The following is a 23,554-nucleotide window of genomic DNA, read 5'->3' on the forward strand; positions in this document are numbered from 1 at the left end:
GAGCCTGAACGCAGCGCGACTCTGTCGAGTCTGTAGAGTCTATTTTGGAGTCGCGCCGCTCACCCCACCAGCGCCACTCGCTCCTCGGCGGTCAGCATCCGCCATGCGCCCTCGGGCAGATTGTTCAGATGGATCGGCCCGATCCGTACACGGAGCAAGTCCACCACATCCAGATCGGCATGCTCGCACATCCGCCGGATCTGGCGGTTGCGGCCCTCGGTCAGGATGAACTTCAGTCGCTGCTGCTCCATCCGCGACACCCGCGCATACTTCAGCTGGCGCCCGTCCAGCATGATGCCGTGCCGCAGCAGGTTGAGTTTCTTCTCCGTGACGTCGCCGGCGACGCGAACGAGGTATTCCTTGTCGAGCTTCGACTCAGGCCCGATCACGGCCTTGGCCACCACGCCGTCAGAAGACAGCATCAGCAACCCCCGCGAATCCTCGTCGAGCCGTCCGATGGGGGGCAGGGACGCGTCGGCCGCAGGCGTCACGCCGTCGCCGATGCGGTTGGCGTCGGTCAGCAACCGCACCGCCGGGATCTTGTCCGGTTCGGGCTGTCCCGAGACGTAGCCCATCGGCTTGTGCATCACGATGGTCACGCCCGCCGCCAGCGCCGTCGTCGCGCGCTCGGACAGGGTCAGGGTCTGGCCCGCCTCGATCTTGCGACCGGCGTCGGTGACGACCTGTCCGTCGATGGAGACCAGGCCGTCGGCGATCAGGGCGTCGGCCTCGCGGCGCGAACAGACGCCCGACTGGCCCAGCCATTTGTTGATCCGGCTGGGCTCGGCGCCGTCATAGGTGCGGGAAAAGGCCAATGCGTGCTCAGTCGGCCGCGAGGGCGGCGGTCGCCACGGCGGCGTCCTCGGCGGCCGAGGCGCCCGACACGCCGATGGCGCCGACGATATGGCCGTCCACGATGATCGGAATGCCGCCGGCGATCGGCAGGGAATCGTCGTTGGCCAGGCTGACGGTGCGACCCGCCAGGACCCGCTCCTCCATCGTGGAGGTCGCGAGGCGATAGCGGGCCGCCGTAGAGGCCTTCCTCTGGGCGACGTAGATCGATCCGTACTGGGTGTCGTCCATCCGGGCGAAAGCCACCAGTTCGCCGCTCGGTTCGACGACGGCGACGGCCATCCGGTGACCGCCGGTACGCGCCGCCGTGATGGCCCGGTCGATCAAAGCCTCGGCGGCGGCCAGCGAGATCGGCGCGCCATAGGACGGCGGGCTGGCCTGTTTGGAGATCCCGGACGTGGTCTGGGCCATGGCGACGGGCGCAAGGCCGGCCGGGGCGACGGCGGCGAGCGCCAGGGCGAGAATCAGGGCTTTCATGGTCGGAACTCCGGTCAGGCGCGGCGGAAAAGAAGCATCAGGTTGTTGGCGGGCATCTCGACGCGGCGGGTCAGATGAAGGCGATGGGCTTTGGCGACGGCGACGACGTCGTCCAGTTCGCGCAGGCTCCAGGCCGGATCGCGGGCCTTCAGGCTTTCGTCGAAGGCGGCGTTGGAGGGAGCGAGGGGAACATCGGTCTCGCGGTAGGGGCCGTAGAGAATCAGCAGGCCGCCGGGATCTGGCACGACGCGCCCCGCGCCGGCCATCAGCCCCTCGGTCGCGGCCCAGGAGCTGATGTGGACCATGTTGGCGCAGAAGATGACCTGCGCATCGACCTCGGGCCAGCCGTCCGGATCGGCGGCGTCCAGAGCCAGGGCGGGGGCGAGGTTCGGCAGGCCGGCCTCGGCCGTCCAGGCGGCGATGCTGGCGCGGGCCTCCGGCGAGGGGTCGCTGGGCGTCCAGGTCGCGGCGGGCAGGGCGCGGGCGAAGGCGATGGCGTGCTCGCCGGAACCCGACGCGATCTCCAGCACATGGGCGCGGGCAGGCAGGTGGGCGCGCAGAATCTCGAGAATCGGCGCGGTGTTGCGGGCCACGGCGGGAGAGGCGAGGGCGCCTTGCGGAGCGGCGGTCTGGACGGAATCGAGCGTCTGCACGGCCCCGGGATACAGCCGCCGGACCCCGAGCGCGACCGGATTCGGCCCATCGGCGTGCATGGGCGGGGTGGGACGGGGCGAAATCTTGCAACGGTTGACGTTACGTCGCTGTAGGTGTCTTTGCGGCTGTTACAGCCCGTGAGGCCTTGTAACATTCGGAAAAGGCCACGGCGGCGACAGACCAGCCGGGCCTGCATCAGGAGAGTTCGCGTGGAATCCAGCACCGCCGTACCGGGCCTTCGCCCGGCGCCGACCCGTCACCATGGCCTGATCGCATGGGTCGAACAGATCGCCGCCCTGACCAAGCCTGCCCGCGTCCACTGGTGCGACGGCTCGGAGGCCGAGAAGGCCGCGATCATCGCCGACCTGATCGACAAGGGCACTCTGAAGGCCCTCGACCAGACCAAACGCCCCGGAGGCTATTACGCAGCGTCCGATCCGCGCGACGTCGCCCGCGTCGAGAGCCGCACCTTCATCTGCTCCGGAGACGAACAGGACGCCGGCCCGACCAACAACTGGTCCGATCCGGTCGAGATGCGCGAACGCATGGCCGGCCTGTTCGACGGCTGCATGGCGGGACGGACCATGTACGTCGTGCCCTTCTCCATGGGGCCGCTGGGATCGAAGATCAGCGCCCTCGGCGTCGAGATCACCGACAGCGGCTATGTGGCCGTGTCGATGGGCGTCATGACCCGGATGGGCCAGCCAGCGCTCGACGTGCTCGGCGAGGACGGCGTCTTCGTGCCGGCCGTGCATACGCTGGGCGCGCCGCTGGCCGAGGGCGAGGCCGACGTGCCGTGGCCCTGCAATGCCGACAAATGGATCGTCCACTACCCCGAGACGCGCGAGATCTGGTCCTACGGTTCTGGCTACGGCGGCAACGCCCTGCTGGGCAAGAAATGCTACGCCCTGCGCATCGCCTCGGTCATGGCCCGCGATGAGGGCTGGCTGGCCGAGCACATGCTGATCCTCAAGCTGACCAACCCCGAGGGGCAGGCCAAATACATGGCTGCCGCCTTCCCGTCGGCCTGCGGCAAGACCAACCTGGCCATGCTGCAGCCTTCGATCCCCGGCTGGAAGGCCGAGACCATCGGCGACGACATCGCCTGGATGCGTTTCGGCGACGATGGGCGTCTCTACGCCGTAAACCCGGAAGCCGGCTTCTTCGGCGTGGCGCCCGGCACGAGCCGCAACACCAACCAGAACGCCCTGGCGACGCTGGCGACCAACACCGTCTTCACCAACACGGCCCTGACGGCCGACGGCGACGTCTGGTGGGAAGGTCTCACGAAGGACGCGCCCGAGGGCATGACCAACTGGAAAGGCGAGCCTCACGACCCGGCCTCAGGCGAGCCCGCCGCCCACCCGAACGCCCGCTTCGCCGCGCCCGCGTCCCAGTGCCCGACCATCGCGCCGGAGTGGGAGGACCCCAGGGGCGTGCCGATCGACGCCATCCTGTTCGGCGGCCGTCGCGCCTCGGCCGTGCCCTTGGTGACCGAGGCCTTCGATTGGGAGCACGGGGTCTTCATGGGCTCGACCGTGGCCTCCGAGGGCACGGCTGCGGCCGAGAACGCCATCGGGACCCTGCGTCGCGACCCGTTCGCGATGCTGCCCTTCTGCGGCTACAACATGGGCGACTATTTCGCCCACTGGCTGGCCCTCGGCGAGAAGGCCGATCCGGCGAAACTGCCGGGCGTTTTCTTCGTCAACTGGTTCCGCAAGGACGAGGACGGCCGCTTCGTCTGGCCCGGCTTCGGCGACAACGCGCGCGTCCTGAAGTGGATTTCGGAGCGACTCGACGGCAAGGCCGAAGCGACCGACACGGCCGTTGGCCGCGTGCCCACCCGCGCCGCCCTGGATCTCGACGGTCTGTCGCTGTCGGATCAGGCCCTTTCGACCCTGCTCGACGTCGACGTCGACGTCTGGTCCGAGGAAGCCGCCCTGATCCCCGAGTTCTACGCCCAATTCGCCGACCGCCTGCCCACCGCCCTGTGGCGCCAGTACGATGCGCTGGTGGACCGTCTGGACGCGGCGCGCGACCTGCGTTCGGCGGAACTGGCCGCTGAGTAAGGCTTGAAATCCCCGCCCGGCCGGTCGAAGGACCGGCCGTGGCGGATCTCTCCTGTGACATCGTGGTGATCGGGGCCGGCGTGCTGGGCCTGTCGGTTGCCGCCGAGCTGACCGCGCGCCGGCATGACGTCCGCGTGGTCGATCCGGGCGGGCCCAACGCCTCGTCGGTCGCGGCCGGGATGATCGCTCCTGCGTTCGAGAGCCTGCTGGACGGCGCCGATGCGGAGCGTGCGGCCCTGTTGCGGGACGCATCGGCACTTTGGCCGGCCTTCGCGGCGCGGTCGGGACTTCTGCTGGACAGGACATCCGCCGAGTGGCGCGGGTCGGATGCGGGTGAGGTCGCCGGAGCGCTCAGCCGTCTGGGCTTCCGGGTAAAGGCGGAGGGCGATGTCGTCCGCGCCGAAAGCGACATCCGCATCGACGCGGAAGCCGCCCTCGAGAGGCTGAGGGTCGGGCTGGGCGAGAGATTCGTCGTCGCCGAGGCGCGGAGCGCCAAACGCACGCCGGAAGGCTGGCGTGTCGGGACTACGGCGGGTCCGATCGACGCTCGCCAATTGATCGTCGCGACCGGGGTCGCCGCCACATTGCCGGGCCTGCCGGACGTGGTCGCGGGCGTCATCGACGCGATCGAGCCGATCGCCGGCCAGATCGGGCGGACCGGTGCGCGCTTGACCGATCGGGTTGTGCGCGGCGTGGGAGGCTATGTGGCGCCGGCGGCGGCTGGGTCGCTGATCGGGGCGACGATGGTTCACGGGAGCCGGGAGACGGCGCCCGATCCAGCGGCGTCGGCGAGGCTGGTTGAGGTCGCCACGCGCCTGTCAGGAGCTTCCGCACCGGATGTCGAATGGCGCGGGGGCGTGCGCGGGGCGACGCCGGATGGCCTGCCGCTGGCTGGGCCGGTCGGGGATGGACTGCACCTGGCGCTGGCGCCGAGGCGGAACGGGTGGCTGTTGGGGCCCTTGGTCGCACGGGTCGTGGCGGACGGAATCGAAGGGCGGCCGCGCGGATCGCATGCGGCCGCCCTCGACCCGCTGAGGTTTGGTCCCCAGTCATTTTAAAGGGTCTGAGGTTCAGTCCTCCGGCAGGGCGAAGCGGATGCCGATGCTGACCTGGGCGCCGTCGACCGCCTGGCCGTCCACAGTCTGGGGGCTCATGCGGAAGTAGCGGGCCAGTTGCTGGGCCGAACGGCCGAAGCCGTAGCCTCCGGGCGTTTCCGACACGACCGTGCATCCGGTGACCGTGCCCGCCGCCTGGACGCGGCAGCTGAGGGTGGCGGAACCCTCGACCTCCCCGTTGATGGCGCGCGAGGGGTAGGCGCGGGTCAGCTGGTCGCCGGTGGGACGGCTGATCCACTGCGGCGAGCGGATGACCGGCGGGCCGCGGGGCGTCTCGACGGCCGGTTCGCTGGCCGTGCCGGTCGCGGTCGCCGGATCGACGAGGACGGTGGTGTTGATCACCGGTCCGGTCGCGGCCGTCGGGATGTCGGGAATGACCGTGTGCAGGGTCTCGACGTTCGTGGGCGGCGCCTCGGGGCGGTGAACCGGCGGGTTCGGGGCCGGCGGCGTCGTGGCGACGACGGGCGGCGGCTTGCGCTCGAGACGGAACATGGTGGTATCGACGACGCGGGGTTCGGTCGGGTCCGGCTGCATCTTGATCTCGAAGCGCTGGTAGTAGAGCGCCGTGCCGACCCCGATGTGGGCCAGGGCGACCACGCTGATCGCGATCCAGGTGGCGCGGGGCAGGGGCTTGCGCCGCTCGCCGAAGTCGATGGGGCTGACCAGTCCGGGGCCGCCCGCGGTTTGTATCATCATGGCCGTCACTTCCCTCTTGTATGCCGCTCCCCAGCAACCCACGGGAGAATGACGCGCGCGGTCCGTGGCGGGATTGGGGCGTCCGAAACCACCGTTTCTGACTGAACGTCGATCAGGAAACTGTGTGGTGCGGAAGCGACGCCGTTAACGGACATTAACGCTCGATTAACCATGATCTCCGAGCCTCCCGCTATGAGCGTCGGAGCGATTCCAGCGTCGGGAGGGGTGGAGGCCGCGATTCGTCGCGCCGCCAGCAGCACCGGCGTGGACTACGACTTCCTGATGCGCACCGCACGCCGGGAGAGTTCGTTCAACCCCAACGCCAAGGCGCCGACGTCATCCGCCTCGGGCCTGTTCCAGTTCATCGAGCAGACTTGGCTGGCGACGGTCAAGCAGCACGGCGCCAAGCACGGATACGGCCAGTACGCCGACCTGATCCATCGCGGATCGGACGGGCGCTGGCGCGTCGAGGGTTCGGCGCGGAATGTCGTGCTGGACCTGCGGTTCGATCCGCAGGCCGCCTCCACCATGGCCGGAGAGCTGACGGCGTCCAACGCCGCCTATCTGCGCGGCCGGACGGGGCAGGAGCCGGGCGCCGGCGACCTCTACGCCGCTCACTTTCTGGGCCCGGCCGGGGCGGCCCAGATCATGGAGGCCATGCAGACCCGTCCGGGATCCAGCGCAGCGGCCATGTTCCCTCAGGCGGCGGCGGCCAACCGGTCGATCTTCTATCGCGACGGGCGGGCGGCGACGGTGGCCGAGGTGCACGCCAATCTGCAGCGGACGGCCGGGGAGGGCGGAGTGGTCGCTCCCGTCGGTCCGCAGGCGCCGCTGCTGAGCGAACAGGATCAGGCCCTGGCGGCGCGTCTGGACCGGCTGAAACAGGATCAGAGCCTGCTGGCCCTGCTGCTGGGCCAGGACGGGGACGGGAAGGGCGGCGGCTTCGGCGGGGCCTTCTCACCGGACGTCAAATCGGGCGTCTGAGCCCATAGTAAACCGGGCGTTAAGCCTGCAGGCTCACCCTGACGTCGTCCGACCGCGACTCGCCAGAAGAACCCCATGACCGCCCACCGCGCCCGCCTGACCGAGTTCGACATTCGCCGCCTGATCAAGGCGACCGACGACGACGAACGCGCCTCGGCCGCGCACAAGCTGTGCCGCAGCATCGACCGTGCGGACCTGACCGACGAGGACCGCGAGGCGGCCCAGAAGATCATGCGTGTGCTGGCCAACGACGCCGCCGAACTGGTCCGCCGGGCCTTGGCGGTGACGCTGAAGAGCTCGGATCTGTTGCCGCGCGACGTGGCGAGGATTCTGGCGTCCGATGTCGATTCCATCGCCCTGCCGATCATCGGATCTTCGCCCGTGTTCAGCGACGAGGACCTGATCGAGATCGTACGCGCCGGCTCGGCTGTGCGTCAGGTCGCGATCGCCGCGCGCCCGACGGTGTCGCGGGATGTCGCCGATGTGCTGAGCTCCGACGGCTGCGAGACCGCGGTACGGACCCTGGCGTCCAACGACAACGCGGACATTTCCGAAGGCGCGATGGGCAAGGTGGTCGACCGGTTCGGCGACACGCCCGAGATCGTGGCGGCGCTGGCCTATCGCCAGGTCCTGCCGCTGGACATCACCGAACGGCTGGTGGCGCTGGCGTCGGACGCCGTGCGCGAGCATCTGATCACCCGCCATGCCGTGGCTCCGGAGACGGCCATCCGGCTGTCCAACTTCGCCCGCGAGCGCGCGACCGTCGATCTGATCGACCAGGCCGGCGCCAGCGCAGACCTCGCGACCTTCGTGGCCCAGCTGAATACGCGCAAGGCCCTGACGGCGTCGCTGCTGTTGCGGGCTCTCGCGCGGGGCAAGATGACCCTGTTCGAACATGGGGTCGCCGAACTGTCCTCGACCCCGCATCAACGGGCCTGGCTGATGGTGCATGACGCCGGGCCGCTGGGGCTCAAGGCGATCTACGACCGCGCCGGTCTGCCGCCGCGCCTGTTCCAGGCGTTCCGGGCCGGCGTCGACACCTGGCGTCAGCTGTCGGCCGAGGGGGCCGATACGTCCGGCGAGGCGTTCCGCGAGCGGATGCTGGAGCGGTTCCTGACCCAGCGCCCGAACGCGCCGCGGGACGACCTGGCCTATCTGATGGAGCGGCTGGATCAGCCGGCGGCCAGCCCGGGTCGGATGACGGCGGCGAACGCGGCCTGACCCCTTTCGTCCGTTTTGTCATGACGAGCGTAGCGTGACGAAACGTGACCAAACGGACGAAATGCTTCGTTGTTCTCAGTAAAATTAAAGCCTTGGCGCAGGGGTTTTGTGCGCCTTTCGTCAGTTGCCTTACGCCTTGCGTTCGTCTGCTCACCTGGATTGTCAAAGGCCGGATGATGACAGTGTACGCGCGATTTGAAGGGCGCCTCACATAAAGGCTTTCGTCAGGGCCGGGCGTTGATTTCAAAGGCGGATTCGGACGGTGCGTTGATGGGTGTCAACGCAAAACCCTCTCCCGTTGGGAGAGGGCTTGAGGCTCGCAGAGCGGAGCGACGTACCCAGCCGAAAGGGTGAGGGTCGTGCGTTTTGAGGTGAGGCTCGGCCCTCACCCTTTGGCTGCTGCGCGCCGCCCTTCGGGTCGCGCAAGGACGACGGCTATCGCCGCCGTGCGCTCAAACCCTCTCCCAACGGGAGAGGGAACAGCAGCCTAGCCCGCCCGGTGGGCGGCGACCTTGGCTTCGAGGGTTTCGGAGAGGACGCGGCCGGTGGGGTGGTCGTCGGTCTGGATCTGGTCGCGGACGACGGCGCGGATGGCGTCGATGTGGGCGTCGATCAGCATCATCGGCGCGTCGAGGCGCTTGATCGGATCGTCCATCAGCCTGCACAGCGAACCGGCGAGGCGGGTGACCAGCGGATACTGGTAGGTTGCGCCGAGACCCTTCAGGTCGTGGGCGCGGAAATACAGGGCCTCGGCGGTTTCGGCGTTGTAGCCGTTGGCGCGGATGCCGGCCTGGGCGGCGTCGAGCTTGGTGATCTCGTCCTGGAGCCATTGGCCGAACTGGCTCGACATGGCTTTCAGGGCCTCTTCGGCCTTGGCGATGGCGTCGGCGTTGATGCCGCCGAAGCCGCCGCCGACCTTGGCGCGCAGCATGTTGGGCGGACGGATGACCTGAGCCGGGTTGCTCACGATGAACTCCTGAAGACCTAGGATCGCAGGATGCACCAGGCCCCTTAAGAACCCGTGACCTGAGCTCAGCCGGTGAATTGTTCTGCCAGGACGCGTTCCTCGAACGATCGGCCGGCGTCGAACAGCATGGTCAGGCCGACGTCGCGGCGCTCCTTGACCGCGACCTTCACGACGCGACGGATCTCGAGGCCGTCGGCGACGGCGCTGACCGGGCGTTTGTCGGCTTCCAGCACCTCGAACTCGACCTTGGCGCGGTGGGACAGGAGGGCGCCGCGCCATCGGCGCGGGCGGAAGGCGCTGATCGGCGTCAGGGCCAGCATGCGGGCGTCCAGAGGGATGATCGGGCCGTGCGCCGACAGGTTATAGGCGGTCGAACCGGCGGGCGTTGCGACCATGCAGCCGTCGCAGGCCAGCTCCTCCAGCCGCACCTTGCCGTCGACGCTGATCTTCAACTTGGCCGACTGACGCGTCTGGCGCAGCAGGGAGACCTCGTTGATGGCCAGACCCGTGTGGACCGCGCCGCTTTCCGTCCAGGCGTCCATCTGCAGCGGGTGGATGACGGCGCGGCCGGCGGCGGCGATACGCCCGGGCAGATCGTCTTCCTCGTAGTCGTTCATCAGAAAGCCGACCGAGCCCCGGTTCATGCCGTAGACCGGGATCTTGCGCATCAGGTTGGCGTGCATCGTCTCCAGCATGAAGCCGTCGCCGCCCAAGGCCACGATCACGTCGGCCTGGGCCTCGGGCACATGGCCATAGCGTTCGGACAGCCGTTCGCGGGCCTGCCGGGCCTCGGGGCGGTCGCTGGCGCAGAAGGCGATGCGAAGAGAAGACGGGTCTATGCTCACCCGACCACGAGAAGCGGAGCCGGCGAGGTAAGTCAAACGCCGTGACGGATCGTCACCCGCCGATGTGACCCATCAGGGCGCGGAACTCGCGCATGGCGGCCGAGGGCGGCAGGGTCATGCGGCCCGCATAGCCTTCGTCGCCGTCGCCGGGCCAGCCGCCGCTCAGCTTGCGGATCTCCTCGAGCACGGCCGGGAAGACGGCGCGGTCGATGCCGACAGCGGCGCAGGCCAGGAACAGGGCGTCCGGGCTGGGGCGCACGATGGCGGCGCGGATATGGGTGATCGGGAAGCCGCCGAGGGCCGCGATGCCATGCTCGAACAGGCTCAGGCGCTTCTCGCGGACGGCGCGGATCAGGAAGCCCGCCCGCAACTGACCGGCGCTCTGCAGCTTGGCGACGAGACGGCGTTCCATCTCCTCGGGATCGGTGACTTCGGCGGCCTCGATGCCGAGCGGTTCGGCGCCCTGGAGCGGGGCCGGACGAACGACGGCCTCGATGGCTTCGGCCAATTTGCTTTCGTCGACCCGAAAACGCTCGCCGATGGCCTCGCGCAGGGACTGGCCGACCCATTGATAGAGTTGTGTCGCCAAGGCGTCGTTCAGACGCGGGTGGCGTGTCAGGGGCGCACGCAGGGCGGCGATGCGGCGCGACTGTTCGATCATGCGGCCGAGCGCGTCTTCGCTGACCTCGGCGGTCTTGTTGCCGGCCAGCGCCGTCAGGCTGGCGGGTTCGCCGCGATCGATGATGGCGTCGGCGACGCGACCGCTGATGCGGGGGCGACGGGCGACCTCGATCTGATGCTCGATGGTGGCCTCGACCAGCACGCGCAGGAGGTCCTGATCCTTGAGAAGCGGGCTCCGGGCGATGACGGGGCGGGCGATCTCGATCTCGTCCAGCGCCAGCATGGCGATGAGGGCCGGCGGGGCCCACTCGGCGGAGGCGAGGCTGTCGGACAGGGCCTTGCGGATATCGCGCTCGGCCTGACGGGCGATGACCATGAAGATCTCGCCGAGTATGGGGGAGGCCTCGGCTCCGGGCGGGGTCGCGTCGCACAGGGCGGCGATGCCGAGCAGCAGCCGACGGCGATCGTCCACGCCTTTGCCACGCGCCAGATCGAGCAGGTGCTGTGCGGAAGACAGGGTCTCCACGTCCGAGGGGCGATGAGACTGTAGCTGAACGACAGCGGTCACGGCGAACTCCGGCCGGATTTGAGCATCCGACACGACCACCTTGGCCGCGGGTGGTGAAAACTCGGTTAATCAACCCTGAATGCCGTTCACCTTGACCCGACCGGAGGTTGGCGCGACGGTGCCGACCTCGCCCGCCAAGAGGCGATGGAGGAGTCAGCATGGCCGACGGCGCCGCCCAATCTCTGAAGTCCCGGGTCTCGGCCGAGGAATGGCAGGTCCGGGTCGATCTGGCCGCCCTGTACCGGCTGGTCGCCCTGCACGGGTGGGATGACATGATCTTCACCCATATCTCGGCGCGGGTTCCGGGGCAGGAACACCATTTCCTGATCAACCCCTACGGCTTCTATTTCGAGGAGATCACCGCCTCCTCGCTGGTGAAGGTCGATCTGGACGGGAACATCGTCCAGGAGACGCAGAACTTCATCAATCCGGCCGGGTTCACCATCCATTCGGCGATCCATGCGGCGCGCGAGGATGCGCATTTCGTCATCCACCTGCACACGGTCGCTGGCGTCGGCGTCGCGGCCCAGGCGGAAGGACTCCTGCCGATCGGCCAGAATGCCTGCCTGCTGCAGCATCAGGTCGCCTATCACGGCTACGAGGGGCTGGCGCTGAACCATGACGAGCGCGAGCGGCTGGTGCAGGATCTCGGCGACAAGCCGCTGATGCTGCTGCGCAATCACGGGACGCTGGCGGTCGGTCAGACGGCGGCGGCGGCGTGGGTCGGAATGTTCTTCCTCGAGCGGGCCTGCGCCCAGCAGGTCGCGGCCCTGTCCGGCGGACGCGAGCATGTGCTGATGGCGCCCGACGCCGCCCAGGCCGAGACAAAAGAGCAGGGCCGGGGGATCAGCTTCATCTCCGCCCTGGCCTGGCCGGGCGCGCTGCGGCTGATCGACCGGAAATCGCCCGGCTACGACGCCTGATGCTGCATCGCTGCCTCGCGGGTGTCTTGCTCGCGACGGCGGCCACGTCCGCCTCGGCCAACGCCTGGACCCAGCCGAAGGGCAAGGGGCAGGTGATCGTCAAGGCCGAGGTGATGCGGGCGAAGGACGGATATGACCCCACGGGCTCCATTCGGCCTCTGCCCGTGGAGCGAGAGGATCGATCGGTCGGCGTGTTCGCCGAATACGGGCTGACCGAGACGCTCACGGTTCAGTTCAAGGGCGACTGGCAGTCGGGCGAGGACGCCTTCGTCGACTACGACGGGCGGGGCCCGGTCGAGCTCGGGCTGACGTGGCAGGCGTACCGCGACGATCGCAACGCCGTCAGCCTCTACGCCGGCTATTCGCAGTCAGGCGACGGGCGCAACGCTGGCTATGCCGCGCCGGGCGTGGGCGAGCAGGACTGGGAGGTCCGGGTGTCCGCCGGGCGGTCGCTGGGCGGACCGGGCAGGGGGCTGACCGGCGGATGGGGGCCGGCCCGATCCTTCGTCGAGGTGCAGGCGGCGAGGCGGATGCGCGATGGCCTGCCGGACGAGACGCGGGCGGATTTCACGATCGGGAGCCACTTCGGCGAGGGCTGGATGGTGCTGGGGCAGGCGTTCGGTGGAGTGACCGACGACGGCGGCGCGCGCTGGCTGTCGGTCGAGACTTCGGTGGTGCGCAATCTCGGCCGGTGGAGCCTGCAGGCCGGCTGGCGAAGAACCGTGGCGGGACGGGAGACGCCGCTCGCGGAGGGGGCGGTCATCGCGCTCTGGCGCCGCTTCTGAGAAATCGCGGCGCCTGTCGATTGGCGCGACGGAAACCGGAACGGCGAACGTTACAAACTCTTTAGGTTGCTACGCGAGGCGGAATGGTTATTCCGGGCCGCTCGCTTGCTTACAGAGACCGTGCCGCGTGATCAGACGTCATTTGTTCCTCGTCATCGCCGCAGCCGTGCTCGGTCTGATGATCGTCGCCGTGCTGCTGAAGGTCGCGTTCGCGGGCGATGAGGGCGGCGCGGGCGGCCCGGGCGGCGGCCGGGGCGGCCCCGGCGGTGGACGCGGACAGGCCGTTTCCGAGGCCGTTGTGACGCTGCGGCCCTTCAGCGACCAGATCAATGTGCTCGGCGTGGCGCGCGGGCGTCGCTCGGTGAACGTCACCTCCAGCACCTCCGAACTGATTACCGCCGTCCTGTTCAGCGACGGGCAGCGCGTGGCGGCGGGGACGCCTCTGGTCCAGCTGCAGGCCCGCGAGGAGGACGCCTCGATCATCCAGGCCCGCGCCCAGGTGGCCCAGGCCCAGCGCGAATACGACCGGTTCAGGGAACTGGCCGAGCGTGGGGTCGCCCCCCGGGTCTCCGCCGAGGACGCCGAGACGGCGCTGGAAACGGCGCAGGCCTCGCTGTCGGCCGCCGAGGCGCGTCGCGGCGACCGGATGATCCGGGCGCCGTTCGCGGGGACCCTGGGCTTGTCGACCGTGACGGCCGGCACCCTGATCAGCCCGGGAGCGGTGATCGCGACCCTGGACGACACCTCTGTGATCCGCGTCGATTTTCCGGTTCCGGAACGCTACCTCGGCGTGCTGCGCCAAGGCCTGCCGATCGTGGCCACGGCCGACGCCTATGGCTCTGAGCAGTTCTCGGGCCGGATCGCCCTGATCGACACGCGGATCAACGAGACGACCCGCGCCGTCACCGCCCGGGCCGAGTTCCCCAATCCCGGCGGGCGCATCCGCCCCGGCATGTTGATGCGGGTCGGAATCCAGCAGGGCCAGCGCCAGAGCGCGTCCGTGCCTGAGTCCGCCATCCAGTACGAAGGCGACGGCGCCTTCGTCTATCGCATCGCGGCGGGCGAGCGCGGCTCGACGGCCCAGCGCGTGACGGTCGAGACCGGCGCGGTCGAGAACGGCTTCGTCGAGATCCTCTCCGGTCTGTCGGCCAACGACCACGTCGTCGGCTCGGGTCTGAACCGCATCCAGCCCAACGCGCCGGTGACGGTCGCCGGAGCCGGCGGCGGTCGCGACAGCGCGCGTCAGGGGAACGCCCAGGCCCCGGCGGCTGCGCGATGATGCTCTCCGACCTCTCCGTCCGCCGGCCCGTATTCGCGGCCGTGGCCGCGATCGTGCTGTGCGTGATCGGGGCGGCGGCCTTCTTCTTCCTGCCGGTGCGGGAACTTCCGGACGTCGATCCGCCGGTCGTCTCGGTGTCGACCGCCTATGCGGGCGCCTCGGCCGAGGTCATCGAGAACCGGATCACTGAGCCGATCGAACAGCAGGTCGCCGGCATCCAGGGCGTGGAGCGGATCACCTCGTCGAGCCGCGACGGTCGCTCGAACGTGACCATCGAATTCGCTCTGGACCGTGATATCGACGTCGCCGCCTCTGACGTGCGCGACCGGGTCGCCCGGGTACAGGGCCGCCTGCCGGATCAGGCCCAGCCGCCGGAAGTGTCCAAGGCCGACTCCGACAGCCAGCCCATCATGATCCTGTTCCTGCGGTCGTCGTCGATGAACCGGCTGGAACTGACCGACTATGCCGACCGCAACCTGCTGGACCGTCTGGCGACGGTGCCGGGCGTGGCCCAGGCGCAGATCTATGGCGAGCAGCGCTATGCGATGCGCATCTGGCTGGACGCCGCCGCCATGGGCGCGCGCGGCCTGACCGTCTCGGACGTGGAACAGGCCCTGACCAGCCAGAACGTCGAACTGCCGGCCGGCGCGCTGGAGTCGACGGACAAGGACTATACCGTCCGGGTCGCCCGCACCTATGCGCGGCCGCAGGACTTCGCCCAGCTTCCGATCGGCACGGCCGGTTCGGCCTCGATCGGATCCAGCGGCGCCTCGGGCGCGGTCTCGACCGGCTCCATTCCAAACGGTTCGGGCGCGACCGGCGCCCTGCAGGCCCGCGCCACCTATGTGACCCGTCTGGGCGACATCGCCCGCGTCGAGGAAGGCCCCGCCGAAGCGCGGCGCCTGTTCCGCGGCAACGGTCTGGACCAGATCGGTCTGGCCGTGACGCGTCAGGCCCAGTCCAACGACCTCGAAATCTCCAAGGGCGTCACGGCCCTGGTGGAAGAGTTGCAGGGCACGCTGCCGCCTGGAACCGAACTGGTCGTCGGCTCGGACAACTCGGTCTTCACCTCCCACGCGATCGACGAGGTCTGGATCACCATCGGCATTTCCATGGTGCTGGTCGCGCTGGTGAACTTCATCTTCCTGGGCAGTTTCCGGGCGGCCCTGATCCCGTCAATCGTGGCCCCGATCTGTCTGTTATCGACCTTCATCGTCCTGGCGCCGCTGGGCTTCTCGCTGAACCTGCTGACCCTTCTGGCTCTGGTTCTGGCCATCGGCCTGGTGGTCGACGACGCCATCGTGGTGACCGAGAACATCCAGCGTCGTCTCGACCACGGAGAGCCGCCGCTGGTGGCCGCAGAGCGCGGCACGCGCCAGGTCTTCTTCGCCGTCATCGCCACGACCGTGACCCTGCTGGCCGTGTTCGCGCCGCTGCTGTTCCTGCCCGGATACGTCGGTCGTCTGTTCGTAGAGCTGGCGGCGGCCATCGCCGCGGCCGTGGCCTTCTCGGCCTTCCTGGCGCTGAGCCTGTCGCCGATGCTGGCGTCCAAGATTCTGAAACCCGCCGCCGGTTCGGGCTGGCTGGCGCGAAACGTCGACAAGGCGATGGACGGGCTGAAGACCTCCTACGCCCATTCGCTGGACGCCATGGTCGGCAAGCGGTTGGCCGTGATCGGCGTCTCCCTGCTGATCCTTCTGGTCGGGGCTGGAGCCGCCGGCATGTTCCTGACCCTGCCCGACGAACTGGTGCCGCCCGAGGATCGCGGCCGGGTGCAGATCCGGGTCGCCGGGCCGGAAGGGGCCGGGTTCGACTATACGCGGCAGATCATGATGGGCCTCGAGCCGATCTTGGCCGAGTACAAGGACGCGGGCGAGGTCGACAGCTTCCTGATCTCGTCTCCCGGCTTCGGCGGGGGCAGTTATAATTCCGGCAACGCATCCCTGATCCTGAAGGACTGGTCCGAGCGCGATCGCTCGGCCGACGAGATCGCCCAGGAACTGAACGGCAAGCTGCGCGGCCAGACCGGAGCCCAGGTCAATGCCTCCGTGCCCGGCGCTTTCCAGCGCGGCGGCGGCGGAGCCGGCAACTCGATCGAAATGATCGTGACGGGCCAGGAATACGAGGAGATCTACAACTGGCTGCAGCCCGTGCTGGCGGCGGCCCAGGACAATCCCGGTTTCTCGCGTCCGCGTCTGAACTATGAGCCCAACGCGCCGCGCCTGCTGGTGAACGTCGATCCCGAGAAGGCGGCCGCCCTCGGGGTGTCGTCGCAGGAGATCGGCCGGACCCTGGAGACGATGTTCGGCTCCCGACTGGCCACGACCTATATCCGGGGCGGCCAGGAATATGACGTGATCCTGCAGACCGAGCGCGCAGATCGCAGGTCGATCAGTGATCTGGAGACGCTGTACGTCGGAGCCGGTTCGGGGGTCCTGGTGCCGCTGTCCTCGGTTGTGACGACCCAGACGTCCGGCGATACGCCGGATCGCCGGCGCCTCGATCGTCAGCGCGCCATCACGATCAGCGCCGATCTGAATCCGGGCACGACGATCGCCGACGCCGTGGCCTTCATGAACGCCGAGGTCGCCAGGCAACCGCAGGGCGTGGTGAGCATCCAGTACGGCGGCGCGGCGCGCGATCAGCAGGAGGCCGGCGGCGCCGTGGCCTGGGCCTTCGGCCTGGCCCTGTTGCTCGTCTTCCTGGTGCTGGCGGCCCAGTTCGAGAGCTGGATCACCCCGGCGGTGATCATGCTGACCGTGCCCCTGGCGGCGGCTGGCGGGCTATTCGGCCTGCTGATGGCCGGGTCCAGCCTCAACATCTATTCGCAGATCGGGCTGATCATCCTGATCGGGATCGCGGCCAAGAACGGCATCCTGATCGTGGAGTTCGCCAACCAGCTGCGGGATCAGGGCCGGTCGATCAAGGAGGCCATCGTCGAGAGTTCGTCGCTGCGCCTGCGTCCGATCATCATGACCTCGATCGCCACGGCCTTCGGCGCCCTGCCGCTGGTTCTGTGGTCGGGTGCGGGGGCGGGGAGCCGCCAGACCATTGGCGTCGTGATCTTCGCCGGGGCCATGTTCTCGACCCTGCTGACCCTGTTCGTGGTGCCGGTGATCTATGGCGCGCTCGCCCGCTTCACCCGGTCGCCCGAATACACGGCCCGCAAGATCGAGGAGTGGGAGGCGCAGGAAACCACCGCCAACGATCCGATACCGGCGGCGGCGGAATAGGTCGCACTGGACGGGGTGTTGTCGCGCCTGATAAGCGTTCGCAGGTAACGAGCCGCTGCCCAAGAGGCGAGCGGTTCGCCTCAGGTGAGCGTCCATGTCCAATGTCATCAAGCTGAGCGACGCCCGGGTGGGCGACCGCGGCGTCATCGTCTCGGTCGGCGCCCACTGCCACCATCAGGTGGAAGAGGTCGAACTGGAGCGCCGTCTGCTGGAACTGGGTCTGGTCGAAGGGGCGAGCGTCGAGCTGTTGCACGAGGGCCTGTTCGGGCGCGACCCGATGGCGCTGAAGGTTGACGACATGCGCGTCGCCCTGCGCCGCAAGGAAGCGGCCAGCCTGACCGTCGACCTGACCACCCTGCCGGAAGCCGCTGAATAATGGACGTCGCTGTTCGGCCCGTGCGGGTCGCCCTGGTCGGGAACCCCAACTCGGGCAAGACCGCCCTGTTCAACGCCCTGACCGGCGCCCACCAGAAGGTCGCCAACTACGCCGGGGTCACCGTCGAGCGGAAGGAAGGCCGGGTGCTGGCCGCGTCGGGACGGTCGATGTCGGTCCTGGACCTGCCGGGGACCTATTCCCTGCGGGCCCGCAGCCCGGACGAGGAGGTCACGCGCGACGCCGTCCTGGGGCGGCTGGCGGGCGAGGCTGTGCCCGATGTGATCGTGGCGGTGGCCGATGCGACCAACCTGAGACTCGTGCTGCGCCTGATCCTGGAGCTCAAGGCCGTGGGGCGGCCGATGGTTCTGGCGCTCAACATGTACGACATCGCCCAGCGTCAGGGCCTGCGGATCGACCTCGAGAAACTGCGGGCCGAACTGGGCGTGCCGATCGTGACCACGGTGGCGACGAGGAAGCGCGGTATCGACGAACTGGTCGGCGAGATCGAGACGGCGGCGGGTCCGGGCTGGGTCTCCGAGGGCGAGACCTGGACGGCGCCGGACGCCGAGGCCATTCGCGGGGCGCACAGGCGGGCCGAGCAGATCATGCGGGCGGCGGTTCGTCCGCCCGAGCGGCCGGACACCCTGACGGGCAAGATCGACGGCGTCCTGCTGCATCCGGTCGCCGGCCTGGTCATCCTGATGACCCTGCTGTTCGTCATGTTCCAGGCGGTATTCGCCTGGGCGACGCCGGCGATGGACGCGATCGAGGCGGGCTTCGGCCTGCTGGGCGCGGGTGTCAGCGCCATTGTGCCCGACAGCGGGTCGGTGTGGCCCTTGGTGCAGAGCCTGATCGTCGACGGGGTGATCGCGGGGGTGGGGGGCGTGCTCGTCTTCCTGCCGCAGATCGTGATCCTGTTCGCCTTCATCATCCTGCTGGAAGACTTCGGCTACATGGCCCGGGCGGCCTTCCTGATGGACCGGATCATGGGTGGAGCCGGGCTGCACGGGCGGGCTTTCATTCCGCTGTTGTCCTCGTTCGCCTGCGCCATTCCGGGCGTAATGGCTGCGCGGGTGATCGACGCCAAGCGGGACCGGCTGACGACCATCATGGTCGCGCCCCTGATGACCTGCTCGGCGCGGATTCCGGTCTACACCCTGATCATCGGGGCCTTCATTCCGCAGCAGACGGTGTGGGGATTCGCCAATCTGCAAGGGCTGGTGATGTTCGGCCTCTACGCGGCGGGCATCGTGTCGGCGCTGGTGGTGTCCTTCGTGATTCGCAAGATTTTCTGGAGGGGTGCGGTCGAGCCCTTCATGATGGAACTGCCGGCCTACAAGCTGCCGGACGCGAAGAATGTCCTGTTCAATCTGTGGCTTCGCGCCAAGATCTTCATGGAGCGCGCGGCGCGGATCATCCTGCCCCTGATGATCGTCGTCTGGGCCGCCTCGACCTTCCCCTATCCGCCCGAGGGCGCGACCCAGCCGGCCATCGACTATTCCTTTGCGGGGATGATCGGCCATGCGCTGGAGCCCATCTTCGCCCCCATCGGCTTCAACTGGCAGATGGTCGTGGCCCTGGTGCCCGGGATGGCGGCGCGCGAGGTGGCGGTCGCCGCGCTCGGGACTGTCTATTCGATCGCCGACGCCGACACCGCGGGCAGCCTGCTGGGCGCAACCCTGGCGGCGCAGTGGTCGCTGGCGACGGGCTTGAGCTTCCTGGCCTGGTATGTCTTCGCGCCCCAGTGCGTGGCGACGCTCGGCGTGGTGAAGCGCGAGCTGAACAGCTGGAAGTGGATGTGGGTCATGGTCGTCTACATGTTCGCCCTGGCCTATCTGGCGTCCCTGATCACCTATCGGATCGCGGTGGCGCTCGGAGGGGGCTGACGGCTAAGGAGAGGCCATGTCGCCTGCCGTCTTCGCCATCGTCATGGGCCTGCTGGGCCTGATCTTCGGCAGTTTCATCGCCGCGGTCACCGTCCGCATGCCGAGGGACGAGGAGATCGTCGTCACCCCGTCGCACTGCATGAGCTGCGGCGAGACGCTGAAGCCGTGGCAGCTGCTTCCGGCGATCAGCTGGCTGGTGCAGCGCGGCCGGTGCGCGATGTGCGGGGCGGCGGTGTCGCCTCGCTATATCCTGATCGAATGCGGCGCGGCGGCGATCGGAGTCTGGGCCGCGCTGTGGGGCCATGACAGCGGCTGGCTGATGGTTGGGGCGACGGCGGTGCTGGGGTGGCAATTGCTGCTGATCGCCCTGATCGACGCGGAGAACTTCTGGCTGCCGGATGAGCTGACCCTGCCGCTGATCGGGACCGGGCTGATAGCGGCTGCGCTGCTGGCCCGGGGCTGGCCGATCCCGCAGATGGTCGGCGCCGTGGTCGGGTTCGGTATCCTGTGGCTGCTGGCCGAGGTCTATCGCCGCGTGCGGGGCCGCGAGGGGCTGGGCGGGGGAGATCCGATCCTGTTCGCGGGGGCAGGGGCCTGGGTCGGGTGGACGGGGCTGCCGACGGTGCTGCTGTGGGCCTGCGCCGTCGGGTTCAGTATTGTGCTTACCTTGTTGATTACGCGCAGGAAGGTCGAGATGACCCGGAAGCTGCCGTTCGGGACCTTCCTGGCGATCGGCATCTGGCTGACCTGGCTTTACGGGCCGTTCGGGGCCTGACCCGGGCTCTTAAAAAACAGTCCGGCGAGTCCGGCGAGTCCGGGGGCGGAAGCCGGACTCGAAAAAAGAGTCCGCCGAGTCCGTCGAGCCCCCGCTGGCGGCGATGTCAAAGACCGGCATTGACCCGTTGCCTGGCATGCCGATGCGTCAGTTTCGGTCGCCGGCTCAGCGCCCCGTCACGAGTTTCACGACGATGTGGGCGGTGGTGTCGATGATGGCGTCGGGCGGGGTGTCCCCGCGTCGCATGAGGTCGAAGCCGGCGGCGACCGATTCCACCAGGTTGGCCACCTCGTAGGAGGTCAGACGCGGGTCCAGACCGGGCGCGTGGTAGCCGGTGGCGTGGGCCACGGCGATGCGACGTTCCAGGGACAGATGGACGCGGCGCAGCCGGCGGACGCGGGCTTCGACGAAGCCCTCCTCGCCCTTGTCGGCCAGCATATGCTCGATGCGCAGGACCGGGCCGTGATCGCGCCAGATCAGGAGCACGTCCATGACGTAGGCGCGGGCGGCGGCGAAGGCGTTCTCGGTCGACCAGTCGCCTTCCAGATGTTTGGACAGGGGGGCGAAGTCGACGGCCGCCGCTTCGCACAGGGCCAGAACCGGCTCCTCCACCGTCTTGAAATAGGTGTAGAAGTTCGAGGGCGATACGCCCGCTTCGAGAGCCACGTCGGCGACCCGGATCTCGCCCAGGTGCTGGCGGTCCAGCAGACGGCGGGTGGCGTCCAGAATCGCGGCGCGCGTCTTTCCGCCCCGCGCGCCGATGCGGTGTCCCAGCTTGTTGATCGCGCGTTCGGCCATGGGGAGGAGGCCCGGAAGGAGGTGGCGCCGGCTGCGGGATTCGAACCCGCGACATCCCGCTCGGACGCCAGCGTCACCGCGTTTCGCATGGTTTGACGCCGGCCGTCAAAACGCCGTCCGGGCGATCCGGTGGGCGGGACGCTAGTAGGCGTTCACCCGTGCGAGCAGCAGCGGTACGGTCCGGACCATGATCGCCAGGTCGCCGAGAAAGCTCCAGTGACTGGCGTACAGGACGTCGGCGTCGACCCGGCGGGCCATGCTGCCGATGTCCTGGATCTCGCCGCGCAGGCCCTGGATCTGGGCCAGCCCCGTCAGGCCGGGGCGGACGGTGAAGCGTCTGTCGTAGTCTGGCAGGATGCCGGCGTAGTGCCTGTCATGTTCCACCGCATGCGGACGCGGACCGACCAGAGACATTTCGCCGCGCAGCACGTTCAGGAGCTGGGGCACCTCGTCCAGGCTCGTCTCGCGAAGGAACCTTCCGACGCGGGTCACCCGGGCGTCGTCCCGCGTCGCATGGATCACGGACACGCCGGTGTCGGCCACCGTCATCGAGCGGAACTTGTAGATGTTGAAGATCCGCCCGTGCTGGCCGGTGCGTTGCTGGCGAAACAGGATCGGACCCGGGCTGTCGAGGGCGATCGCCAGCGAGATCAGGGCGTAGGCCGGCAACAGGAACAGGAGAAGGAGGGACGCCGTCAGGACGTCGAAGGCCCGTTTGAGCGACTGGCAGAGGACCGAGCGCCCGAACCGAGGTCGCCAGTGCGCGCCGCCGTCCCCATAGACGACAGCCGAACGCGATCGGTGCGAAACAACGCCGTCAAACATGCCGAGATCGCCCTGCCCCAAGGGTATGATTAATGTGGAGTTAAGCGTGGTCGGATGTTGCGGCGCAATAGACTCCGGCATCTGACGTTCAGGGAACGCTGGTCCGTGTCCCGCAGAACACACAACCTGAGGGATGAACCGCTCTTAACCCAATGCGTTACGGGCGTCGCAACCCGGCCTGGCGCAAGCAGGGGGCGAGATCGATCTCCGGAGTTCGAGCGTGACCCATCCTTTCCCGAGCCAGACCGGCCTGACCCGGCGCCGCGATGCGCGCCGCTGGTCGCGTCGGTTCGGCTACGGCTTGATGATCGGCGGCTCGGCCCTGTTCTGGGCTGTCGCGGTGTTGGCGATTTCCGCTTTGATCTGAACGCTGACGCGAGCCATCCCGACTGCTCGTTTCGATGCCGCCCCGGGACGCGCCGAACGAAGACCCAACGGTTGTCAGCCCGGCAGGCGATCGGCCTGCAAGCAACCTGCACGCCTGCGAACAGCCGGACCGGGTTTGCCTTGGCGCGAAACCAGAAATCGATGAAGACATCGCGGAACTTGTCTCCTGTGTATAGTTGATTGGCAGTAAGGTTAATCGCGGGAAACCAAACGCCTCAACATAGTCTGCACCAAGTCTATAATCCGAACCTTATAAGTCGTCGTGCAGTAATGGCCTCAGAAAATGAGGCCCCGCATGACCTTCCAGATTATTGGCCGATCCGCTCCTTTGGCCGTTGTTCTCTTCGGTCTGGCCTGCGGAACGGCCTGCGCCAGCGACGGCGAGCCGGTGGCGATGCCGCTGGGGGCGGTGTCGTCCGCGCCGACGGGCTTCGTGGAGATGTGCGAACGCACGCCGTCCGAATGCCTCGCCGTGGCCCGACCGACCGACACCCTGCTTGCCGAGGTTCGCATCTGGGCTGGACGCGCGCGATGGAGCGCCGTCTTCCAGACTGCGGGAGTAACCAGCGCGCCTGCGGCCATTCCGGCGCCGACGGTCGCGCCTCCGGTCGCTCCGCTCATCGACCTTGACCCTGTGTCCGTCGCCGTCGTGGAGCGGTCGCCCGTCGACGCACGTCGCCTGAAACCGACGCGTCAGGACATTCGCGCCCTCAAGGACGACCGTCGCAAACACCGGCGGGTCACGACGTCCAAGCCGCCGTCGCGCGCAGCCCCGCCGGTGGCGACGACGGCGCCGGTCCTGCCGGTCGCCGAGGTCACGGTCCAGCGCCTCGAGACGGTGACCCGTCGCGTCAACCGGGCGATCCGCCGGGCGTCCGACGCCGACGCTCACGGACGGGCGGACGTCTGGGTGTCGCCACAGGGCCGCGGCGCCGTCGGCGACTGTGAGGACTATGTCCTAGCGAAGCGTCGTACGCTGATCGAGGACGGGGTGGACCCGGCGGCGATGTCGATCGCGATCGTCCGCACGCGGGGCGGCGAACTTCACGCCGTCCTGCTGGTGGCGACTCCAGAGGGCGAGCGGGTTCTGGACAACCTGACGCCCTGGGTCCTGCTGTGGAACGAGGCGCCCTACGATTGGCTGGAGCGGCAGGCGCCCGGTCAGCCTCTGGTCTGGGTCGAGGCGGCGACCCGGGCGTCCGCCTGATCGTCGGTCAG

General features: G+C 68.6%; 22 protein-coding genes. 13 read left to right on the forward strand and 9 right to left on the reverse strand.

All coding sequences use genetic code 11. From position 1 onward, the window contains the following. Nucleotides 1-59 precede the first annotated feature (59 nt). From ACQY68_RS08150 to ACQY68_RS08160, 3 genes are read right to left on the reverse strand one after another with little or no spacing between them, the layout of a single operon-like run. The gene (locus ACQY68_RS08150) at nt 60-815 is read right to left on the reverse strand and encodes a pseudouridine synthase (RefSeq protein ID WP_428152536.1); all 756 of its coding nucleotides are present in this window, start codon (nt 813-815) and stop codon (nt 60-62) included. Nucleotides 816-822: 7 nt separating this feature from the next. Next, the gene (locus ACQY68_RS08155; RefSeq protein ID WP_428152537.1) at nt 823-1,329 is read right to left on the reverse strand and encodes a GlcG/HbpS family heme-binding protein; all 507 of its coding nucleotides are present in this window, start codon (nt 1,327-1,329) and stop codon (nt 823-825) included. A 14-nt stretch (nt 1,330-1,343) separates the two neighbouring features. Then, the gene (locus tag ACQY68_RS08160; RefSeq protein ID WP_428152538.1) at nt 1,344-1,982 is read right to left on the reverse strand and encodes a DUF938 domain-containing protein; all 639 of its coding nucleotides are present in this window, start codon (nt 1,980-1,982) and stop codon (nt 1,344-1,346) included. A gap of 210 nt (nt 1,983-2,192) precedes the next feature. Here ACQY68_RS08160 and ACQY68_RS08165 point away from each other — a divergent pair, with 210 nt between their 5' ends. Beyond that, nucleotides 2,193-4,052 carry a phosphoenolpyruvate carboxykinase (GTP) gene (locus ACQY68_RS08165; protein WP_428152539.1) on the forward strand — a complete coding sequence of 620 codons (1,860 nt, stop codon included), beginning with the start codon at nt 2,193-2,195 and terminating at the stop codon, nt 4,050-4,052. Between the two features lie 38 nt (nt 4,053-4,090). Further along, nucleotides 4,091-5,110: an NAD(P)/FAD-dependent oxidoreductase gene (locus tag ACQY68_RS08170; protein ID WP_428152540.1), complete on the forward strand. Its 1,020-nt coding sequence runs from the start codon at nt 4,091-4,093 to the stop codon at nt 5,108-5,110. Between the two features lie 12 nt (nt 5,111-5,122). On the opposite strand, the gene ACQY68_RS08175 is transcribed toward ACQY68_RS08170, so the two are convergent. Next, complete coding sequence (locus ACQY68_RS08175; RefSeq protein ID WP_428152541.1) at nt 5,123-5,863, reverse strand: TonB family protein; 741 nt, start codon at nt 5,861-5,863, stop codon at nt 5,123-5,125. Between the two features lie 192 nt (nt 5,864-6,055). Here ACQY68_RS08175 and ACQY68_RS08180 point away from each other — a divergent pair, with 192 nt between their 5' ends. After that, a complete protein-coding gene (locus tag ACQY68_RS08180; protein WP_428152542.1) occupies nt 6,056-6,847 on the forward strand; it encodes a transglycosylase SLT domain-containing protein in 792 nt (263 codons plus the stop codon). A gap of 75 nt (nt 6,848-6,922) precedes the next feature. Then, the gene (locus ACQY68_RS08185) at nt 6,923-8,068 is read left to right on the forward strand and encodes a DUF2336 domain-containing protein (protein ID WP_428152543.1); all 1,146 of its coding nucleotides are present in this window, start codon (nt 6,923-6,925) and stop codon (nt 8,066-8,068) included. Nucleotides 8,069-8,555: 487 nt separating this feature from the next. Here the strand turns inward: ACQY68_RS08185 and ACQY68_RS08190 are convergent, their stop codons facing one another. The 3 genes from ACQY68_RS08190 to ACQY68_RS08200 all read right to left on the reverse strand — a co-directional run bounded on the left by ACQY68_RS08190 (nt 8,556) and on the right by ACQY68_RS08200 (nt 11,069). After that, nucleotides 8,556-9,035 (reverse strand): Hpt domain-containing protein, encoded by a 480-nt coding sequence (locus ACQY68_RS08190; RefSeq protein ID WP_428152544.1) that lies wholly within the window; start codon nt 9,033-9,035, stop codon nt 8,556-8,558. Between the two features lie 65 nt (nt 9,036-9,100). Next, nucleotides 9,101-9,880, reverse strand: coding sequence for an NAD kinase (locus tag ACQY68_RS08195; RefSeq protein WP_428152545.1), 780 nt, complete (start codon nt 9,878-9,880; stop codon nt 9,101-9,103). Between the two features lie 52 nt (nt 9,881-9,932). Next, nucleotides 9,933-11,069: a DUF2336 domain-containing protein gene (locus tag ACQY68_RS08200; protein ID WP_428152546.1), complete on the reverse strand. Its 1,137-nt coding sequence runs from the start codon at nt 11,067-11,069 to the stop codon at nt 9,933-9,935. Nucleotides 11,070-11,227: 158 nt separating this feature from the next. Between ACQY68_RS08200 and ACQY68_RS08205 the strand changes: the two genes are divergently transcribed. From ACQY68_RS08205 to ACQY68_RS08235, 7 genes are all read left to right on the forward strand, one after another. After that, a complete protein-coding gene (locus tag ACQY68_RS08205) occupies nt 11,228-11,992 on the forward strand; it encodes a class II aldolase/adducin family protein (protein ID WP_428152547.1) in 765 nt (254 codons plus the stop codon). Further along, complete coding sequence (locus ACQY68_RS08210; RefSeq protein WP_428152548.1) at nt 11,992-12,777, forward strand: hypothetical protein; 786 nt, start codon at nt 11,992-11,994, stop codon at nt 12,775-12,777. The genes ACQY68_RS08205 and ACQY68_RS08210 overlap by 1 nt, the downstream gene beginning before the upstream one ends. A gap of 127 nt (nt 12,778-12,904) precedes the next feature. Then, nucleotides 12,905-14,056 (forward strand): efflux RND transporter periplasmic adaptor subunit, encoded by a 1,152-nt coding sequence (locus tag ACQY68_RS08215; RefSeq protein WP_428152549.1) that lies wholly within the window; start codon nt 12,905-12,907, stop codon nt 14,054-14,056. Beyond that, nucleotides 14,056-17,289 carry an efflux RND transporter permease subunit gene (locus tag ACQY68_RS08220; RefSeq protein WP_428152617.1) on the forward strand — a complete coding sequence of 1,078 codons (3,234 nt, stop codon included), beginning with the start codon at nt 14,056-14,058 and terminating at the stop codon, nt 17,287-17,289. The genes ACQY68_RS08215 and ACQY68_RS08220 overlap by 1 nt, the downstream gene beginning before the upstream one ends. A gap of 94 nt (nt 17,290-17,383) precedes the next feature. Continuing rightward, nucleotides 17,384-17,665 (forward strand): FeoA family protein, encoded by a 282-nt coding sequence (locus ACQY68_RS08225; RefSeq protein ID WP_428152550.1) that lies wholly within the window; start codon nt 17,384-17,386, stop codon nt 17,663-17,665. Continuing rightward, a complete protein-coding gene (feoB, locus tag ACQY68_RS08230) occupies nt 17,665-19,551 on the forward strand; it encodes a ferrous iron transporter B (protein ID WP_428152551.1) in 1,887 nt (628 codons plus the stop codon). The genes ACQY68_RS08225 and feoB overlap by 1 nt, the downstream gene beginning before the upstream one ends. 16 nt (nt 19,552-19,567) lie before the next feature. Further along, complete coding sequence (locus ACQY68_RS08235) at nt 19,568-20,326, forward strand: prepilin peptidase (RefSeq protein ID WP_428152552.1); 759 nt, start codon at nt 19,568-19,570, stop codon at nt 20,324-20,326. Nucleotides 20,327-20,491: 165 nt separating this feature from the next. Here the strand turns inward: ACQY68_RS08235 and ACQY68_RS08240 are convergent, their stop codons facing one another. After that, entirely contained in the window at nt 20,492-21,124 is a 633-nt protein-coding gene (locus tag ACQY68_RS08240; RefSeq protein ID WP_428152553.1) for a TetR/AcrR family transcriptional regulator, read from the reverse strand. 141 nt (nt 21,125-21,265) lie between these two features. Next, entirely contained in the window at nt 21,266-21,949 is a 684-nt protein-coding gene (locus ACQY68_RS08245) for a sugar transferase (protein ID WP_428152554.1), read from the reverse strand. A gap of 220 nt (nt 21,950-22,169) precedes the next feature. Here ACQY68_RS08245 and ACQY68_RS08250 point away from each other — a divergent pair, with 220 nt between their 5' ends. Then, on the forward strand, nt 22,170-22,316 hold the full coding sequence (locus ACQY68_RS08250; protein WP_428152555.1) for a hypothetical protein: 147 nt from the start codon (nt 22,170-22,172) through the stop codon (nt 22,314-22,316). Between the two features lie 315 nt (nt 22,317-22,631). Then, nucleotides 22,632-23,543 (forward strand): transglutaminase-like cysteine peptidase, encoded by a 912-nt coding sequence (locus ACQY68_RS08255; RefSeq protein WP_428152556.1) that lies wholly within the window; start codon nt 22,632-22,634, stop codon nt 23,541-23,543. Nucleotides 23,544-23,554: the final 11 nt, after the last annotated feature.

The sequence above is a fragment of the Brevundimonas sp. genome (genome assembly GCF_965278935.1).
Lineage (GTDB): Bacteria > Pseudomonadota > Alphaproteobacteria > Caulobacterales > Caulobacteraceae > Brevundimonas.

Bases quoted from the DNA above. Each gene is read 5' to 3' on its own strand.
- ACQY68_RS08155 (WP_428152537.1), bottom strand. From the start codon at position 1,329: ATGAAAGCCCTGATTCTCGCCCTGGCGCTCGCCGCCGTCGCCCCGGCC.
- ACQY68_RS08210 (WP_428152548.1), top strand. From the start codon at position 11,992: ATGCTGCATCGCTGCCTCGCGGGTGTCTTGCTCGCGACGGCGGCCACG.
- ACQY68_RS08245 (WP_428152554.1), bottom strand. From the start codon at position 21,949: ATGTTTGACGGCGTTGTTTCGCACCGATCGCGTTCGGCTGTCGTCTAT.
- ACQY68_RS08240 (WP_428152553.1), bottom strand. From the start codon at position 21,124: ATGGCCGAACGCGCGATCAACAAGCTGGGACACCGCATCGGCGCGCGG.
- ACQY68_RS08225 (WP_428152550.1), top strand. From the start codon at position 17,384: ATGTCCAATGTCATCAAGCTGAGCGACGCCCGGGTGGGCGACCGCGGC.
- ACQY68_RS08180 (WP_428152542.1), top strand. From the start codon at position 6,056: ATGAGCGTCGGAGCGATTCCAGCGTCGGGAGGGGTGGAGGCCGCGATT.
- ACQY68_RS08220 (WP_428152617.1), top strand. From the start codon at position 14,056: ATGCTCTCCGACCTCTCCGTCCGCCGGCCCGTATTCGCGGCCGTGGCC.
- ACQY68_RS08175 (WP_428152541.1), bottom strand. From the start codon at position 5,863: ATGATGATACAAACCGCGGGCGGCCCCGGACTGGTCAGCCCCATCGAC.
- ACQY68_RS08235 (WP_428152552.1), top strand. From the start codon at position 19,568: ATGTCGCCTGCCGTCTTCGCCATCGTCATGGGCCTGCTGGGCCTGATC.
- feoB (WP_428152551.1), top strand. From the start codon at position 17,665: ATGGACGTCGCTGTTCGGCCCGTGCGGGTCGCCCTGGTCGGGAACCCC.
- ACQY68_RS08185 (WP_428152543.1), top strand. From the start codon at position 6,923: ATGACCGCCCACCGCGCCCGCCTGACCGAGTTCGACATTCGCCGCCTG.
- ACQY68_RS08255 (WP_428152556.1), top strand. From the start codon at position 22,632: ATGACCTTCCAGATTATTGGCCGATCCGCTCCTTTGGCCGTTGTTCTC.
- ACQY68_RS08205 (WP_428152547.1), top strand. From the start codon at position 11,228: ATGGCCGACGGCGCCGCCCAATCTCTGAAGTCCCGGGTCTCGGCCGAG.